This window comes from Pseudomonas sp. HMSC063H08, assembly GCF_001813645.1.
GTDB lineage: Bacteria > Pseudomonadota > Gammaproteobacteria > Pseudomonadales > Pseudomonadaceae > Pseudomonas > Pseudomonas aeruginosa.
In genome coordinates this window covers 20,069-38,762 of record NZ_KV813346.1, presented here as the reverse complement: position 1 = coordinate 38,762, position 18,694 = coordinate 20,069, and the positions used below count along the sequence as shown (strand labels likewise).

Genomic DNA, 18,694 nt, shown 5'->3' with positions numbered 1-18,694 from the left:
CGTTCTCCTCAGGCCGGCAACGGCTGGCCGTTGCGACGATGGGCCACTTCGCTGAGCTGGCTTTCGCCATGCACCTCGGCGAGGCGGGTGACGAACTCGTCGACGAACACCCGCATGTCCGCGCTGACTTCCTTGTTCCGCGTGACCAGGCGGTTGTAGCCGAACAACGCGGGGATCGCGACGAACAGGCCCATGGCCGTGGCCAGCAGGGCGGCGGCCATGCCCGGGGCGATGGCATTGATGTTGACGTCGCCGGCCATGGCGGTGCCGAGGAACACCACCATGATCCCCAGCACGGTGCCGAGCAGGCCGATGTAGGGGCCGCCGGCGATGGCGTTGGACAGGCTCGACAGGCGCGAGCCGAGCTGCTGGTTCTCCTTGGTGCGCACGCCGTCCATGGAGGCGCGGATCGCCTCGATGGTGGCCGCGGAGACGGAAGAGGTGTCGGCGCCCTGCTCGCGGCGGGTGCGGATCTCCTTCACCGCCACCTGGTACAGGCGCCACAGCGAGGAGTGTTGCAGGCGGGCAGCCAGCTCGCGGTCGTCGGCGAGCAGTTCCAGGCGCGTGCCGACCTCGGCGAAGCGCTCGCGGAACAGCCCGTTGGCGCGACTGACGCGGCCGACGTTCTGGTTCTTGCGGTACATGATGACCCACGACTGGACCATCATCAGCGCCAGGATCGCGATGATCACCCAGGCATCCAGCGGCACTGCGTTGAGCAGGAAGCCGAGCTTGCCGAAGCCGAAGCCGGACTGCTTCTCGTCGACCCCGTAGGCCACCAGGCGCGACTCGGCGCCCTGGGCGGTGGCGTCGGCGAGGAGCAGCGCCGCCGGGCGGGCGATCTTCGACAGGCGCAACTCGTCGATGGCGCCCTGGAAGGGTTGCAGGGTCGGCGCCGCGGCGCTCGCCTCACCTTCCCCGCTTGCCGCCTCGGTGGCGGCCGCAGGCGCGGCCTGGCCTTCCGCGCCGATGGCGATCGCGCCGCTGAACGCCGGCAGCGCCGCCGCCAGGCTGGCGACTTCGCGACCGCCGAGATACAGCGCCAGCCGGGTACCGTCGGCGACCAGCGCCAGGTGCTGCCATTGCCCCTGCGCCAGGGCCTGGCTGGCGGCAGCGCGCTGACCGTTCAGCTCGACGAAGGGCGCGCCCTGGGCCAGGCCGACCAACAGGGCGTTGCCACCTTCGCGGCGCGACAGCAGGACCTGTTCGCCGGCCAGTTGGTCGGGACGCACCCAGCCGCTGAAGCTGAAGGTGCCACCGGCGCTCACCGCCAGCGATGGGCTGGCCGGCAGCAGCAGCGGCTGGCCCAGCAGTTGCGCGGAGCGACCGATGACGCCCTCCACCGGACTGCCGGCGGCGGTCTGCGCATTGTTGGCGTAGGCGGTGGAGTCCCGCGGCGGAGTGCCCGGCGCACCGTCGAAGTGATAGACCAGGGTGTAGTCCGGGTCGAACACCGACTGGCCGTTGCCGCTCTCCGGCGCCTTGGCGTTGCCGTAGTACATCCAGATGTCCTGGCGCTGGCCACCCTCCACCCGCGGCACGTCGACCCAGATCAGGGCCATGCCCATCAGCGGGTCGAAGCTCTCGACCTGGTGGCGCAGCACGGTCTTGTCGTCGGCGGCGACGAAGCGGATGTCCGAGCCGTTCTCGTTGACCCCGTCGAAGGTGAAGTTGCCGGTATGCAGGCGCACCAGCAGCGGCAGGCGACCGAGACTGTCGTTGATCGCCGCGCCTTGCGGGGTGGTATCGACCGAGACCTGCTTGCGGTACTGCCAGTCGTCCTGCCACCAGGCACTGGCGCTGGCCGGGGCCAGCAGGCCCAGGCAGATCAGCGATGTCAGCAATAAGCGATACATGTGGGGTTACTCCGGGGTCAGCGTCAGAAGCTCGCCTGCACGCTGAAATGCAGGCGCGAGTCGTGTTTGTCGGTGTTCGTCCCTTCCAGCAGCGGGAAGGCCCAGTCGAGGCTGCCGGACAGCCAGTCGGCGAGTTGCGCGCGGGTGCCGATGCCGACGCTGGCCAGGCTGAAGTCGTCGTCCTGCTCGGGCAGCGCATCCTGCAGGCGCAGTTGCGCGCCCTCGGCGAACACGTAGAAGCGCCAGTCGTTGACATAGCTGCCGGCGCGCTTGCCGAGGAAGCGTCCGAGGGACGGCGTACGCCATTCCTGGGAGAGCAGGTAGCCGTCGTCGGCGGTGTTCTCCGCCGCCAGGTAGCCACGCACGCTGGTGGCACCGCCGGCAGCGAACTGTTCGTTGGAGATCAGCGGCCCGGAGGCGAGCTGGAAGGCCGCCTTGGTCGCCACCTGCCAGTCGCCGCCGAAGGTCAGGGTGTGGTTGAGATCGCCCTTGAGCACACCGAAGCCGGACTTGGCGCGATAACGCTTGCGGTCGAATTCCTCGTCGTCGTCGCCGTAGCCGAGGAGACTGCCGGTACCGGCCACCAGGCTCAGGCCGAGGGCCAACTGGGAACGTTCGGTGTAGCGGAAGCCGTTGTAGCTGAGGGTCAGCGGGGCGTACTTGATCGGCACCCTGTCGTTGTTGCCGCCGATCCGGGTCTGTTCCTCGAAGTCCTTGAAGTCGACGCCGAAGGAGAACGAGTGCGACCAGAGGCCGGTGACCGGCAGGCTGTAGATCGCCGCGACGCCATAGGAATGGCCCTGGCCGACCACATTCATGCTGCCCACCGTGGCCACGTCGCTGTCGGACTGGTAGCCGGACAGCTGCACGCTCCAGCGCTGGCTCAGCGGCGCGGTGTAGGAGCCGGACCAGACCTTGGCGTTGTCCTGGTCCTGCGGCGCGGTGAAATAGGTCAGCGAGATGGCGTGGCCGAGTTGCCAGAGGTTGTCGTAGCCCAGCGAAACCACCGAGCGCAAGTGACGGGTGTCGGCGCTGTAGTCGTTGTTCAGGCCGATGCTGGCGTGCCAGGGATTCTTGTCTTCCACCTGCAGGTCGACGTCCATGGTGCCGGGCCGCTGGCCCTCGCGCACCATCGGCAGCACCTGGCGGCCGGGGGTGCGGTTGACCTGCGCCAGCTCGCGCTGGACCTGGGCGAAGTCGGGTACCTTGCCCTCCTCCAGGGCCGGCACTTCCTCGCGCAACTCCACCGGCGAATAGTGCTTGGCACCAACCACCCGGACGCGACCGACAGTGGTCTCGGTGACCTGCAGGTAGACCACCCCGCCGCTCACCTGCTGCTCCGGCAGCTCGACGTAGACCGACTGGTAGCCCTTCTCCTGGTAGGCGGCCTGCAGCGCATCGCGCGCCCCCTCGATGTCGCCCAGGCTGCGCTGCGGTCCAAGGAAGGGATACACCGCCGCCTCGATGGCGCGGTTGTCCAGCACGGTGTTGCCGCGTACCACGTACTCGTTGATGTCCACCAGACGCTGGGGCTCGGCTCCCGCCGCGGCGGGAGGGGCCTCGTCGGCCAGCGAAGCGCACGACAATGCGACAGCCAGGCAACCGATCGACCAGCGCTGGCGAAACGGGTGCGCACAATTGAACAGCGAACGCTTCACACGGTCCCCCGAAGTTCCATCGGGACTTATTGTTCTAATGCAACAAGTCCGTTCATCGAACAGTTCTATGAAAGACAACAAACTAGCGATGACGCATGAACAACCTGTTAAAAACAGCGCCCCGCCCTTATGAAATTTCGTTCTTCTCTATTTTCACTTTCGCGCTAGATATTCAGCCGTCGCGCTCCGCCATGGCGCGCTTGCCATGTATGCAACAAGGCGAAGTTCAGGGAGAATTCCGGCATCTGCATGAGATCCCCGGAAATCACTTCCCCGATAATCCTGCCTATTATCCTTACCGCCTCCGCGCTGTTCAGCAGGACGGTTATATCGCCGACGAAAACCGGAAAACTCCAGATCTTCTGCTTCATTTCCAGGCCGACGAACCAGCGATACAGCAGGTTGTAGTTCAATTGCTCGTACAACTGCTGCTCGCTGGGAATCGCGTACAGCAGTTGCAGCAGCAGCGCATGGATCAGCGGCTCCGGGGCCAACTGCATGCCATGTTCGCGGGCGAGCGCCGAGAGGACTTTCGCCTCTTCGCCAAGGAGACTTTCTATTTGCGGTTTCAGCAACGCCAGGGAATGTCCCGGCGGTATATAGCTGGACACTTCCTTGAGCGCACCCTGCCAATCTTCCTGGGACACTATCCAGACCCATGGCGCCCCATATCGATAAACCGATACCGGTTTCTTGCGTGCGGCTTCGACGATCTTCGATAGGCGCTGGTCAAGTTCCTGCATACCGACTTTCGAGTAACTTTCCATCAATACTCACCGTCCTTCGCCGTATTCACCGGTGTGACCACGGCCGTTAGCGGATACTGTTCTCTTGTTTCAGAGCGGAACGCGTCTTGCTCGAACGACACGCTCATTTCCAGCAACCGGTCAGCGCAACCGGGAAATGGCCGATTCCTTTCGTTCCCGTCCCTGCCTTTCACCACTGAATTCCGTTTTCCTCATTCACACCTGTTTGACGGCAACCCCGCCGCACCACCGAACTTTTGTCATGAAAACTTCATGCGACCGGCCGTTCGCGCGCCGCCGGCGGGGACGAACGGGCATTCACCCGAGAATCGACCAGCACCTCGGAAGTTCGCCGAAAAAAAGGCCCTCCGTGGGGAGGGCCTGGCGGGTATCGTGCCTCCGCGGCGGTGCCTTACAGGATCAGGTTGCCGCGCTCTTCATCGGTCAATTGGCTGCGCGCCTGTTCGCCGAGGGCTCCGGCGCCGAGCACCTGCACGGCGCTGTCCGGGTTGTAGCCCGGCGAACGACTGGCGCCGTCGCGCGAAGGCTCCAGGCGCTCGTTGCCGAACCCGAGCACCTGCACCGTGATCACCGACGGCATGCGCTGCCGCGCGGCGGCCTGCTGCTGGCGACTGACGTCCTCCGCCGCCTGGGTCGCGGAACTCGCCGCGGCGCTGGCGGAGGTCAACGCACCGGTATTCACCGAAGCCACCAGCGGAATGCCGCTGGACTGGCCCTGGGTCTGGATGTTCGCCGCGTTGACCACCTGCAGCGCCGCCACGTTGACGTTGCCGGAGACCCGGATGCCCGCCTCGCCGGCATCGATGGTGCCGAGCGGGGCGATCAGGTCGATGTCGCCCGGCGCCACTTCGGGAATCGGGTTGAGGGTGGCGATACCGGCGCCGGTGCTGGGCACCTGCGGCGACAGGCTGACGTTGCCCCAGGCGTCGTAGATGCGCCGCGGCGGGGTGTACACCACGGTGGTCTTGCTGCCGCGCCCGGCGTTGATGTCGCCCTCGGCCGACCAGATCTGGATATCGCCACCGAAGGTGGTCATCACCCGGCTCTGGCCGAGCAGGATGCTGCTAAGGGCGTAGGAACGGATATTGCCAACGCCCTGGGTCACCACACCGGCGGTGGACGGCGGCGCCTCACCTTCGATACCGAATACCTGCTGCCCACCCGGGGTGAGCAACTGGATGTCGCCACCGAAGTTGGTATGCACGCCGGCACCGCCGTACATGACGATATCGCCTTCGTAGCTGATCGGATTGCCCGCCGGATCGCGGTCGGGGAACAGCGCGGCGATCGCGTTGCGCCCGCGCAGGTAGCTGCCCTGGCGCACTCCGCCGACCTCGTTGTACTCGCGGCCGCCGGCCTTGAGCTCGGCGAAGTACACCTCGCGGGCGAAGATCCGCTGCTGCTCCGCCGAGAGGCCGGCGAGGAACTCCCGCGCCTGCTGGGCGTCGCCGCTGAAGCCATAACGCCCGCTCAACCATTCGATCAATTCGTTTTCGTAGGTCCGTACCACCTTGCCGGGCTGTTCCGCCAGGGGCGTTCCTGCCTGCGCCAGGTTGTCGAGCTCCAGGTAACGCCGGAGGAAGCCGGAGTAGTCCGCCTGGCTGGCGCCCGCCTGCAGGACGATGCTGGCGCCGGAGCGCGTGTCGCCCGCGGCGACCGCCCCCAGGCTGGTGACCGCCACCTCGTCGTTCATCAGCAGGTTGCGTCCGGCGCTGATCTCCAGGCTGCCCGGTCCCGCGACGTTGAAGTTGCCGTAGAGGATGTCGCGCCCCGCCTGCACCAGCGACACGTCGGTAGCCGAGGTATTGACGAACAGATTGCCGCTGCTGGCGTAGACCCCCATGTTGTCGCTCGCGGTCCGCTCGGAGCCCAACCTGGTGCCGCTGCTGACGATGTCACGGCCGGCGATCATGCGCACCGCACCATGCCCCTCGTAACGCAACTGGCCGAAACGCACATCGCTGGTCCCGGTGTAGCGCAGCAGCCGGCCACTGTCGACACCGACCAGATCACCCGCAAGGGCGTAGAAGCGCGACGGTTCCAGCGCCGCCCCCCATTCGCCGGAGACGCTGTTGGCGCCGAAGGCGAACAACGGGAAGTGGTTCGTGTCGGCGCGGCTGCCGTCGCTGGACAGGTTGTCGACCTGCCGCGTGATCCCGGTATAGCCCTGGTAGCTCGGATTCAGCGGCGTGGCCAGGCTGCCGGTGCTGGCGCCGGAACGGCTGATGCTGTAGCCGCCGGCGTAGATGGAGTCGCCGGCCAGCAGGTCGAGACGGCCCTGACTCGACGGCGCCAGGACCAGCGCGGTCCTGTCGCTGCGAGCGTTTTCGCGGAGTGTCGCGTTGCCATAATAGAGGCTGCCGGTCAGCGCCACGGCCGACAGCTTCGCCGGATAGACCAGCGCGGAATCGGTGTCCTGTTCCGTCCTGCCTTGGGAAACCGGGGTCAGGTTGCCTCCCGCCGATGTCAGGTCGATCGCCGTGCGTTCGGTCCACAACGAGAAACCGCTCAGGCCGTAACCCTCGACACCGCTGGCGCTGGTATAGGGGGTGCCGTTCATCAACGGCGTCCGCCCGGGATCGACCACCCCTTGCAGCACCAGGTCACCCAGGCTGTTCAGGCTGAAGGTGGCGTCGCCCGGCACCAGCGTCGGCCCGCCGTTGGCCAGGCCGAGGGTCGAGACGAAGGGATCGTAGGCGCGCCGTTCGCCCGGAACCTGATCGCTATCCAGACGACCATAGATCAGATCGATACCACCCAGGCTCGTCGCCCGGACCTGAGCATTGCCGCGCAGGTTGACCATCGCGCCGTACAGTGAACTGCCCTGATCGAAGGGCGTCAACGGGTTGAGCGCACCGCCGATACGTACGTCCATGTCTCCGCCGCCGCTCAGGGTCAGTTGGCCATCGGCGCCTACCCGGCCGCTACCGCCCACCGCCAGCACCAGCCCCTGGCTGCGCTGCGACGTTTCCTGCGGAACGCTGGACGTGCGCGCCTCGATGACGCCCGCATCGCCCGCTACCTTCAGGCTCAGATCGCCACCGCCCAGGGTGCCGATGCCGGTGAAGCCCACCTGCTGCGTGGCGGCAGCCGCTCCATCGCCGCCCGGCTGGCGCGCATAGGTGCCGAAATTGATCCACCAGGCGGTGCGGTCGGCCGTACCGGCGGTCGAACCGCTGCCCTGGCGCCAGAGCCAGTTGCCGACGGCCGCCGAGTCGTAGCCGGCGTTGGGTACGGCGCCGGACAACCGACCCAGCACATCGCCGCGCAGATCGCCACCGACCGCCAGCGTCAGGTTGCCGCCCAGGGTCGGGTACCAAGCGCTGTAGAGGCTCTGTTCGCCGCCGTCCACCCATTGCTCGTAACCGCCCAGCGCCGGATCGCGCAGAACGCTGCCGCCGTCCCTGGCACGCGCCAGGTTGTAGCTGGAATCGACCGCGCTCGCGGTACCGGCGGTGTAGACTCCGAATGGCGAATCCATACGCAGGTTGCCGGCGGCGAACAGGTCGAGATCGCCAGTGCCGGTGCGCAGCACGCTGAAGCGCGAAGCGTAGGGTTCGGCTTCCAGCGCATAGTCGTCGCTGGACGCAGCGCACCAGGTCGGGAAATCGTCACAGATGGTCGGGTAGCCCAAGGCCTCCGGGTCCAGTGGGTCGCCCGGCTTGATGCCGGGGTCGCCCCATCCTGCCACCCCTTCCTCGGTCCACACCATGCCGCCCGAACTCGCGGCGCACCAGGTCGGGAAATCGTCGCAGATGGTCGGGTAGCCCAAAGCCTCCGGGTCCAGTGGATCACCGGGCTTGAGGCTAGGATCGCCCCAGTTATCCACCCCTTCCTGGGTCCATACCAGCCCACCACCCGCCGCCGGTATGCGCCGCATGCCGTAGTGCGTATCGGCGAGGCGCATCTGCCCGCTGGAACGCGGATCGGTCAGCCGCGGATCGGCCGCCTGCAGATCGGCGCCAGCCACCAGGCGCACGCTCCAGGACTGCGAGCCGGCCGCCAGCATCGGCGCGATGGCCCAATTGTGCGAAACCGCACCGGCCGGGCGTACGTCCACCGACGCGGCGCCATCGGGCAGGCGGATATCGCTGCCGGCCGGCAAAAAGGCCCCGGCGCGCAAGGCCAGTCCACCGGCCAGGCGCACGCCGTCGACTTCGCCGCTGGCCAGCGTGGCGCGGCCGGGCAGCGGCACGCCGCCCGGCCAGGTCATCCCCGTCACGGGCGTCGCCAGCGGCAGACGGCTGCCGGCGCCGAGGCGGGTGCCGGCGGGCAGGTCCAGAGCCTCGCCGAGCAGACTGCCGGCCGGCCGGAGCAGGTTGCCGGCGGCATCCAGCAACGCCCCCTCGAGCACCGTCCCCGCCGGCAGTTGCAGCGGCTGGCTGAGCACCGCCTCGACCGGCAGCCGGGTACCGGCGGCCAGGGTCATGGCCTTGATCGGCAGTTCGAAGTTGAGCGTCTTGCCGGCCGGGAAGAAGCTGTCGTCGTCCAGCCGCACGCCAGCCGTCGGCACCACCCGATCGCCGCCCAGGTGATCCTGGCCGGCTAGCAGCAACCAGCCCTGATCGTCGTCGGTTTCCGGCGGCGGGGCGAAACCGTCGGTGACGCTGCCGTAGATGTTCAGGTCGCCGCCGGCGCGGATCGCCAGCGAACCGGCCTCGCCGGAGCCGTATACCGAGGTTTTCGCCGTCCGCGGGTTGAGGCTGGCGTAGCGATGGCCCGACAGGTCCAGGTCGCCTTGCACCACCAGATCGCCATCGGCCGTGGCGCTGACGATCTCCAGCCCGGGGCGCAGGTGGAAAGCTTCCGCGTAGGCGGCATTGTTCAAACCGGCCAGCTTGCCGTCGAGCAGGGCGCTATTGGCCAACGCCGCCTGCATGAACAGTTCGCTCTGCTGGTGCTTGCCATCCAGGTAGGCCTGGGTGATCTCCTGGTACGGCCGGCCGTTGCTCGCCGGCAGCGCGGCGACCGGCGCGTCGTCGTAGCGCTGCACGGCGCTGAGGGTGATGGCGCGGGCACCGAGGATCTGCAGCGGCCCCCCGGCGTCGATGGCGATATCGCCCGCCGTCGCCCCGCCCAGACGCGGCGCGTACAGGTCGAGGGTGCCGCGGGCGACGCCGTCGTTCTGCCCGGGCGCGCTTCCCGCTGCCGCCTCGGTGCCGTGGCGCAGGTCGATACGGGCACCGGCGCCGAGGCTGAGCAGCCCGTCTCCGGCGTTCAGCTCGATCAGCGCGCGGTTCGGCGAATCGATGATCTTGCCGTAGCTGTCCACCCGCAGCCGCCGCCCATGGGCATCGAGCAGCGCCTCGCCACCGATGCTCAGGCCCTGCTTGGCGGCCAGGCGGATACTGCCGACCTGCTCGCCGCTGGCGTCAAGCACGCCGTTCACGCTCAGATGGCCACCATCCAGCGACACCTCGATCGTCGAGGCCCTGACGTCGTTGCCGATGTTCAGGTCGCCCTGCTTGATCTGGAAACTGCGCGCACCGAACACCTGACCGGCATTCAGGCGCTGGTTGAGAGCGGCGAACCGGCTGTCTGGCGTACCGTCCTCGCCCAGCCGCTGGGCACGGATCTCGACGCTGCCCGCGGCGTATGGCACCAGGGTGCCGCCAGCGTCGTATTCGCCGCTGCTCGCCGCCAGGATCTGCCCTTGTAGGTCGACCACGCCGGCCGCGCTGTCCAGCGCCACCGCCGTCAGGCTACCGGCCTGGTTGTTGCTCGCCGACAGGTCGATGCGCGAAGCGCCGGCCTGGCGGATATTGCCGCCGTGGCTCAGCAGGTTGACTTCGCCACCCCAGCTGTAGCGGATCACGTCGTCGAAACGCAGCGCGCGCCCGGCTAGGTCGAGCTGGGCGCCGGCGCCCAGTTCCAGGTCCTCCTGCGCGGTCAGGCTCAACTTGCCGCTGGGCAGGCCGACGCGGGTGTCCAGCAGGAGGCTGGCGCCCTCCAGGGCCAGTTCGGCGCCCAGTGCGCCGTTGGCCAGTTCGACCGGGGTGGATGCCGCGCCGCCGCCCCCCGCGCTGACCCGCAACGCACCACCCGCCAGCAGGCTGTTGCGCGAGCCGGCCTCGCCGGTGAGCAAGGGTGTGATCAGGTTGAGATCGCCGCCGCTGTATGCGTAGCCGCTACCAGCCCGATACTCGCCCTGGCTCTGGTAGACCGCGAGGCTACCCTTGTGGTTGGCGGTGATCCGCTCGCTGGCCGCCAGGTTGACCGTGGCGAAGCCCAGCGCCAGGCGCTGGTAACTGTCGATGGCGCTGGGCTGGCTGAAGGGACCGTAGCCGAACTCCAGGCGTTCGCTGCGGATGTCCAGCGTGCCCTGGCCACTGCCGGCGCCGCCGGTGATGACCCCGGCGGCCGGCGTCTGCGCGCCGTTCCAGATCAGGTTGGAGGTGCGGATCGAGGCGACGCTGTCGCTGTCGCCGTAGCCATAGATCGCCGGGGTGCCCAGCACCAGGCGCGACAAGCGGGAGCGACCGCTGCTCGGATCGTAGGAATCGAGGCTGACGTCGCCGTAGAAGTTGAACGCGTCGCGGGCGTTCAGCACCAGCGTCTCCAGGGGCGGCGCGCCCTCCGACGCATCACCCTGCAGCAGGCGGTCGAGCACTTGCTGGTCGAGCGCCAACCCGGTCGGCAGCACACCGCGCTCGGCCAGTTCGGCCAGCAGCGCCTGCTCGCCGACATTGAAGCCGCCCGCCGCCAGGGTCAGGTTGCGGGTGCCGTAACGCACGCTGCCGTCGAGCACGAAGCGCTTGTCGGTGGCCGCGACCAGACTGCCCTCGGAATACAGCCGGGTTTCGCCGGCCACACCATCGGCAGCGGGAACGCCAAGCAGGATGTCGCCGGGACCACTGTCCGGCGTTCCGGCTTCCGGTGGCAAGACGTTCAGCACGCCGTTCGACAGGGCGAGCATGGAACGCCCTCCCGACGCATACAGGAAGCCATCCCGTGCATCGTAGGCAGCAGCCCCCCGCCCTAGGGTGACAATGGCGGCACCTTGTTCAAGGCTGATCGCCTCCCCCGGCCGATTCGCCAGGAGGAACACCTCGGGTGCGGCCAGTTCGGCGCCATTGCGCAGGACGATGCTTTGCGCGCCATCGGTGATGTCGAAGGTGACGTAATTGCCGCCTTGCCCGTAGAGCACTGCTGGCGTCGAGCCGATCACCATGCGCGCCGCACCGAAGGCGTTGAGATCGTCGGCCCGCAGCGTCACGCCCTGGAACCCCTCGCTGGCCTGCGCGCCGGCGCCGACGATCTCGATCCGCTGGTTGTTGCCCAATACCACCAGACTACCGCCATAGCCGCCTCTGGCGGCCTGGAACAGCCCGGTGCCGTCGAACGCCAGCGCATCGGCACCGCCACCGGCGAGCAGGTCAAGGCGCAGGCTGCGCGCATCCACCGGCAGCATCGGCCGCGGGATGCCACGGCGAGCAGCATCGGCCATGGCGAAGTCGCTGTAACTCGTTTCGTTGTACTGCGAATGGCGCCGCAGCACATCCGCCGGGGTCAGCAGCACCTGGCGGAACAGTTCGTCGCGCACCCCGGTGCCGACGAGGGACAACTGCCCGGCCAGCGACCAGGAGCCGCTGCGCATGAGCTGGGTGGGCGCTGCCCGTCCCAGCCCGGCCTGGCCGTTGAGTTCGACCCGGTACGCGCCGGGCAGCAGGGCGTAGGTCGACGGCAACAGGGTGTAGGTTCCCGCCGACAGGCCGGGCACGCCGCTACCGATGCTGATCTGCTGGCCGACCAGCGGGTCGACGGCGCCGCCTTCGGCGGCCACCGGCGCGATGCGCTGAACCCCGGGCACAATGGCGTAGATCGGATTGTCGGCCAATCCCGGCAGGTCGAAGCGGCCCTCCTCGTCGAAACGCACCAGCGGGTTGTAGCGCGCATCGGTGGAGCCACCGCGGCCGGAAACGAAACCGGCGCCGAGCAGTTCGCCGCCGCCGGAAAGATCCAGCGTCGCTCCGGACACCACCCGTACGGAGCGGCCACCCAGGTCGACCCCGGTATCCATTATCCCCCTCTCGTTGAAGCTACCGCCGACGCCGGTCAGGGCGATTTCCTCCCCGGCATAGCGCCAGACCTGGCCGTCTACCGTGCCGCCGTAGGGCAAGGTCAGGCCGGCGCCGCTGACCGAGGTCAGGCTGCCAGACAACAACTCGACCTTGTCGGCGTTCTGGCCGATTTCCAGATAGCCCAACGGAGCGCGCACGACGCCGCCCTGAACGACGCTCGCCGCCCCCAGCGACAAGCGACCGAAGACCGCCAGGGGCTGCTCTGGCGTCGTCGCGTCGCTGCGCTCGATACGCAAGCTGCGCGCCGGGTCGAACGCCGCAGCGGCGCCATCGGCCTGGTAGCCGTAGCCGGCGAGAATCCGCGCGCCCGCCCCGGTGCCCGGATAGAGCTGCGCAGCGCGGATGAGCAGATCGCCGCCACTGAGCACCTGGGTGTTGATGCGCTCTACGGGCGTCGCGTTCCCCGCCAGCAAACGCATGTCGCCCGTGCTGGACAGCTCGACCCGGTCGAAGCCACGCCGGTCAATCGTCTGCGTCCCGCCACTGGCGTCGCGGAAACTGCCACGCGAGCCGAAGACCAGGCTGTCGCGGATATCCAGCACCTGCGCGCTGGCTTCGAAGAGCGCCTCGCTAGGTTGCCTGGAAACCTCGAACAGGCCGGTCGACAGCGGCTGGGTTTCGTTGTTCTCCGCCGCTTCGTTGACGAATGCTCCCGCCAACAGCAGGGACGGTGCCGACAACCTGACCCGGCTATCGCCGGCGGCGCCTTCGCCAAGCCCCAATGCCCCGCTGTAGAGGCGCAAACGTTGCGCCAGGGACAGCTCCAGATCGCCGGCGAAACTCAGCAGGCCGTCGCTGAACAGGGTCAGGTCACCGAACCCGCCATCCTGTACCTGGCTCGCCGCCAGGCGGCCATGGCCGTAGGCATAGTCTCGCCCTTCCCCGGCGGCTTCGCGCTGCTGGCCGACGATCAGCTCGCGCGGGCGCAGCACCTGGTCGGTCGCCAGGCTGGTCAGGTAGTTCGGCGTGGCCAGCGCCAGCGTCAGGCTGCCGGCGGCGGCACCTTCCCCGCCGGCGAAGGCGCGCAGGTCGCCATCCAGGTACAAGCCATTGGCCGACGCCAGGGAGATACTGCCGCCGGCGCTGCTGACCCGGGTCTGGCCGACTCCGGGCACGTCCAGAAGCGCCTGGGTGCCGGAGGCATCCAGCAGGCTTCCCGGGCGCAGGTCGATGAACAGTTCGGCGGCATCGGCCTTGCCGCTGGCATGTTCGACCGTGCCGCCGATGACGATGCTGCCACCATCGACCACCTGGCCGTAGCGCCGCCCCTGGAAGTCCAGCGCGGTCGCAGCGCGTGCGGCGACATCGAGCACACCCTCCTCGCCAACGCGGATGGCGCGCTGGTGGCCGACGCTCTCGACCTGGTCGCGCACCGGATCGGGCAACGCCACGCTGCCCAGTTCGATCGAGCCGCCCCAGGCGTTCAGGCGACCATCGACGTTCAACTGGCCGACGCTGCGCAGCTCGATGCGCTGGCCGGGATCGACCTCCAGCAGGCTGCCATGACCGATGTCGAGGACGCTGTCGGCCACCTGCCCGGCACCACTCTGGCGGCTGCCGGCCTGCAGGAACAGGCTGGCGCCGGGACGCTGGCGCAGTTCGCCGTCGGCCGGCCGCTCCTCGTATAGCGGCGTCAGCCAAGGCTCCAGCGCGAGCAGCGGGTCGGCGCCGCTGGCGACGCTGATGGCGTCGTCGCGGAAACGGTACAGCGGACGCAGCACCTTCACCTGTGCGCCTTCCGCCACTTCCAGTCCCTGCTCGCCGATCACCTGATAACTGGCGAAGCCCTTGTCGAAGAACCCGGCGGCCAACGCCAGGGTGCCGTCCTGCGCCGCCGCGCCAATGCTCACCCGCGGCGCCTGGACGCTCAGGGTGCCGGCGCCGGCGACGCCATGGCCGGCCAGTTCACCGCCCAGTTGCAGGCGGCCGTCACCTGCCGCCGAGCCGGTGTTGGCCGACAGCGTCAGGTCGCCGCCCTTGCCGCCCACCTGTTTGCCATCGGCGAGCAGCGCGGCCCCGGACGACACGTCGATCCGGCTGCCATCGCCCAGCGACAGGTCGCCGCTGCTACGCAGGGAAATCCGCCCGCCGTCGAGATAAGCTCGGTCGGCATCCACGCCGCCCTGCATCTGGTTGCTCCAGAGGCCACGCGCATCCAGCGTCACGCCATCGCCCAGGGTCAGGGCGGCACGTTGGCCGGCGGCGGGGGTGAGATAGGTATCGATCCGCTCGCCACGGGCCACCTCCACCTGCTCCAGCACGTTGCCCAGGCGCAAACTGCCGGCGCGCGCCGTGAGGTCGGCGTTCACCTCGACCTCGGGCGCGTACAGGACGATCTCGCCGCCATCGCCGACCTGCAGGGCATTGTCCACCGCGATCCGCTCACGGGCGGCCACGCGCAGCGCCCCCAACTCGAAACCCGACAGCCGTTCGCTGTCGAGCAGGAGGACGCCCCGCTGTTCCTCGGCCAGCGCGGTATCCAGGTCCAGGTTCGCCGCCAGCGGCTCGCCGCCATCGGCCAGGCGCACCTGCTGCAGGGTCGGCGCAAGGTTGTACAGCACGTTGCCGCTGGCACTTTCGTAGCGCGGGGTATAGCTGCCCACGATCAGCTCGGCGCCGCGCGCCACTGCGTTCTGCGCCTGCTGGTAGCCATCCGCCCCCGGCTGCGGCGCGCGCACCTGGCGCTCGCCCTGGAATACCTTGCCGAGCAGGTCGCCCTCGAGCACCGCCGAAGCGGTGCCGACCACCAGGCGGCCAGCATCGCGGCCGACCATGTAGCCGCTCTCGTAACGGCTTTGCGGGGCGATCAGCGGATTGTAGAAATAGCGCGTCTGCCCCCAGCGCGGGCTGCTGTCCTCATAGCCGCGGTAGATGCCCTCGTAGAGCAGGTCGCCGGGGGCGCGGGAGATTTCGTAGAGACGTCCGTCGCTGCCCTTGAGCCAGGTCTGCCGGATCAGGCCGCCCTGCACATCGAGGGTCCCGCCGGAGAGGTTGACCGTCGAGCCGGGCTGGCTCACCAGTTCGCCGCCGGTGAAGGTCAGGGTGCCGCCCTGGGCCATCCACTCGCCGGCCGAATGGTTGCGCGTGCCAAGGTAGCCACCCAGTTCCAGCAGGCCGCCGGCGGTATACCAGCGATCGGTGGCGTAGCCGTTGGTGCCGGCCGGAACCAGGACCAGTTCGCGGGCATCGACCCAGACATCATTGCTGGCCAGTCCGCCGCCGTCGCGGTTGACCGGCGCGTCGCGCTGCTCGTTGCCCTGGACATTGATCTGGATGTTGTTGCTTTCCATCGCCACCTTCACCCCGACGGCGCCGGCGACGTCCACCTGCGCGCCGTCGCGCAGCAGGCTCCGGCCCGCCGCGCTGACCGCCACCTGGCCGCCGCTGGCCAGGGTCAGCGAGCCGCCCTGGAAATCCACGCTACCGCCGCTGATGATCTCGACCCGCGACTGCTCGCTGCGATCGGCGACCCGGCTGAGGTTGTCGAAACGACCGATCACGTTGTTGGTCGGCGTGGTGCCATCCAGCGCCTGCTGGGCGGCATCGCGCTGGCTGTCGAGGGCGCCGGCGCCGCTGGCGTCGACCAGCACCGCGGTGGTGCTGCCCTCGCCCAGGACCACGCTGCCCCTGGCGTCGCTGGCCGAGTTGAGCAGGTGGATGGTGCCGCGCACGTCGGTTGAGCTACTGGACAGGGCGACGCCCTCCTGGCGGACCTGGCGCCCGGTCAGGGTGATGTCGCCGGTGGCGGCCTGGATCAGCCCCTGGTTGACCACCCGGCCGGCGGCGCTGTCAGCGGCCAGGGAGGTGGCCACTTCATTGCCGCGGGTGGTGGAGCGCAGGTTGCCATCGGTGCCGACGCCACGGCGAATGTAGAAGCTGTCGCCCGCCGCCAGGGTGGTCTGGCCCTTGGGCGTGACGATCTGCCCGGCGTTCTCCACCTCGCTGCCGAGCAACAGCACGTAGCCGCCCGCCGCGGTGGAGCTGGCCGGATTGGCGGTCTGCAGCAAGGCGCCCTGCTCCACCCGCACCGCGCCGGCGGCGTCGGTGAAGCTCGGCTGGCTGCCGTTGGCGTCGAAATACAGGCCGCGTTCGCGGAACTGGCTGTCGCTGATGCTGGCGGCGGCAGCCACCAGGTTGCGTACGTTGACCTGGCTGCTGCCGCTGAACACCACACCGTTGCGGTTGGCCACCATCACCGTGCCGTCGGCCTTGATCTGGCCCTGGATCTGGCTCGGCCGGGCGCTCGGGTCGTTGACCCGGTTGAGCACCGCCCAGTTGCTCTGCTGGTCGAACTGCAGGGTGGTCTGCCGGCCGATGTTGAAGGTTTCCCAGTTGAGGATCGCCCGATCCGCGGTCTGCTCTACCGTCACCGTGGTACGCCCGTCGGCCTGCGACTGCACTGGCGCCTTGGCGTTCTGCCAGGCCTGCTCGAAAGGCAGGGAAGCGTCCACTTTCAGGCCGCCCTCGCCCAGGCCGTCCGGGATGTCCGTCGGCGCCGCCAGCGCAGCCTGGCGTCCCGCCGCCTGGGCGGCCTGCTGCGCGGCGATGGCCGCCACGGTGTTGTTGAGGTTTTGCAGCGAACGCTGCAACTGCTGGTTGACCTTCTGCTGCTGGGCCAGCGGCGGTGGCGTCATGCCCGGCAACTGCGCGCCCGGACGCGCCGCCCCGGCGCTCTGCTGGGCGCCCTTGGCGGCGAACCAGGCGGCGCTGAACGGCTGGGAAGCCTGGGCGCCACCTGCAACCATGAGCAAGGCGATGATCTGTGCCAGCGGTTTCAGCCGCGGCAAGCCGCCATCGAGCGAAACGGTGACGGGGGACGACGGCACGAACGGACGAGACGGCATGACGCGAGATTCCTTGGGCGTGTTCAACTCGACGCGTCGGCTTGCCAACGCGCATTCCTGATAGAAAGACAGCCCGCAACAGGGCGGGCCGAAGTCTTGTCACGGAAAGTTCATGGAAAGCGGCTAAGCGCCGGAAAAAAAGAAACCGGCAGTGCTTGCGCACCGCCGGTCTCCGCTATCGCCCGTGGGCTGGAGCGTCTTAGAGCGGACGGCCGATGCCGTTGCAGACGTTGGAATGGCCGATGTACAAGTTGTTGGTGGAGGTCAGGAACGACTGGCGTACGGCAAGCTTCCAGGAAGCCGGCAGCGGCACGAAGCGATGGTTGGTGATCGCGGTGTCGTTGTTGGCGGTGGCGCCGTAGTGACGGGTGAAGAAGTCGCGCACCTGCTGGGTCTGGGTGGCGTTGGCGTAGCACTGGCTGAAGATCAGGTTGGTGAAGCCGAGGATCGGGTAGCCGCTGGTCGGATACGGACGCACGCTCGGGTCGTTGGGGTTGGCGGTGGCAGCGAAGACCGGTACCCAGTTGTTCGGATCGGAACGCTGGGCAGTAGTCGGCGGAGTAACGGCGCCGATGGCCGCCGAAACGTTGGCCGGCGCCGGGGATACGCCGCGAACCTGGGCGACCTTGGTGGCGTCGTCGAGACCGGCCAGGGTCGGCGCGGCGAAGTCCGGGCTCATGTAGGTGATGCGGCCTTGGGCGGCGTTGAGCGCATTCATCACGGCCTGGCTGCCCTGGGCCGATACGGCGCCAGCCGGCAGGCCGCCGGAGAAGCTGCTACCGAAGCTGGTGGTGATGGCGAAGGTGCCACCTTCGAGGGTGCTGGAGCAGGAGGCGTTGAGGAAGCGGGTGAACAGTTCGGTGGTGCCGCTGCTCTCGGAACGGTAGACCACTGTGATGGCGCCGCTACGGCCCGAGCCAGGAATCTGACTCCAATCGGTCAGACGGCCGGAGAAGACACCGCAAAGGGTGTTCACGTCTGCGAAGTTGACGGCGTTGCTACCTGACTTGTTGAACGGCAGAGCGACCGAAGTGGCTACCGACGGCACCTGGATCAGCGGACCCCAGGCGGAGCCATGGGCGCTCAGATAGGGGTTGGTTTCGTTGGTCTTGCTCAGTTTGGAGTCGCTACCAGCCCAATGCACGTTCTTGTTGGTGGTGCCGGCGACGAACTTGGTGTAGTCGTTGTTCAGGAAGGCCGCCTTGCCGTTGCCACTGCCTACGCCGATGTAGGCGGCAAAGCCGGCGGTCAGGACGCCGGGCTCCTGGTACAGCTGTTGCGGCAGGGTGGCGCCACCGCCGTTGATGTCGGCCATGGCTTGGGCGGATACGAGGGCGGCCACGCTCAGCGAGGCAGCGATCAGAGAGCGCTTGAACATGAAGAATCTCCTTTCATCGTGGTGTTGGTACGTTGAGGAAGTCGTCTTGCATGAGGCGGCGCCGTGCTTGCCGGGCTTTGCATCCCTAGCCGGTCGAAGGGGCCGCTGGG

Annotated in this window: 5 protein-coding genes; all 5 read right to left on the bottom strand. The window is 68.3% G+C overall.

Annotation, left to right across the window (positions count from 1 at the left end; genetic code table 11):
* Positions 1 to 8 precede the first annotated feature (8 nt).
* The 5 genes from HMPREF2924_RS03585 to HMPREF2924_RS03565 all read right to left on the bottom strand — a co-directional run bounded on the left by HMPREF2924_RS03585 (position 9) and on the right by HMPREF2924_RS03565 (position 18,584).
* Positions 9 to 1,856, bottom strand: a complete 1,848-nt coding sequence (locus HMPREF2924_RS03585; protein WP_003134444.1) for a DUF2341 domain-containing protein — start codon at positions 1,854 to 1,856, stop codon at positions 9 to 11.
* A 23-nt stretch (positions 1,857 to 1,879) separates the two neighbouring features.
* A complete protein-coding gene (locus HMPREF2924_RS03580) occupies positions 1,880 to 3,514 on the bottom strand; it encodes a ShlB/FhaC/HecB family hemolysin secretion/activation protein (protein WP_015503474.1) in 1,635 nt (544 codons plus the stop codon).
* A 164-nt stretch (positions 3,515 to 3,678) separates the two neighbouring features.
* Positions 3,679 to 4,281, bottom strand: a complete 603-nt coding sequence (locus HMPREF2924_RS36870; protein ID WP_003085362.1) for a transposase — start codon at positions 4,279 to 4,281, stop codon at positions 3,679 to 3,681.
* A gap of 391 nt (positions 4,282 to 4,672) precedes the next feature.
* On the bottom strand, positions 4,673 to 17,206 hold the full coding sequence (locus HMPREF2924_RS03570) for a filamentous hemagglutinin family protein (protein ID WP_004364190.1): 12,534 nt from the start codon (positions 17,204 to 17,206) through the stop codon (positions 4,673 to 4,675).
* A gap of 199 nt (positions 17,207 to 17,405) precedes the next feature.
* Positions 17,406 to 18,584: a substrate-binding domain-containing protein gene (locus tag HMPREF2924_RS03565; protein WP_004364192.1), complete on the bottom strand. Its 1,179-nt coding sequence runs from the start codon at positions 18,582 to 18,584 to the stop codon at positions 17,406 to 17,408.
* Positions 18,585 to 18,694: the final 110 nt, after the last annotated feature.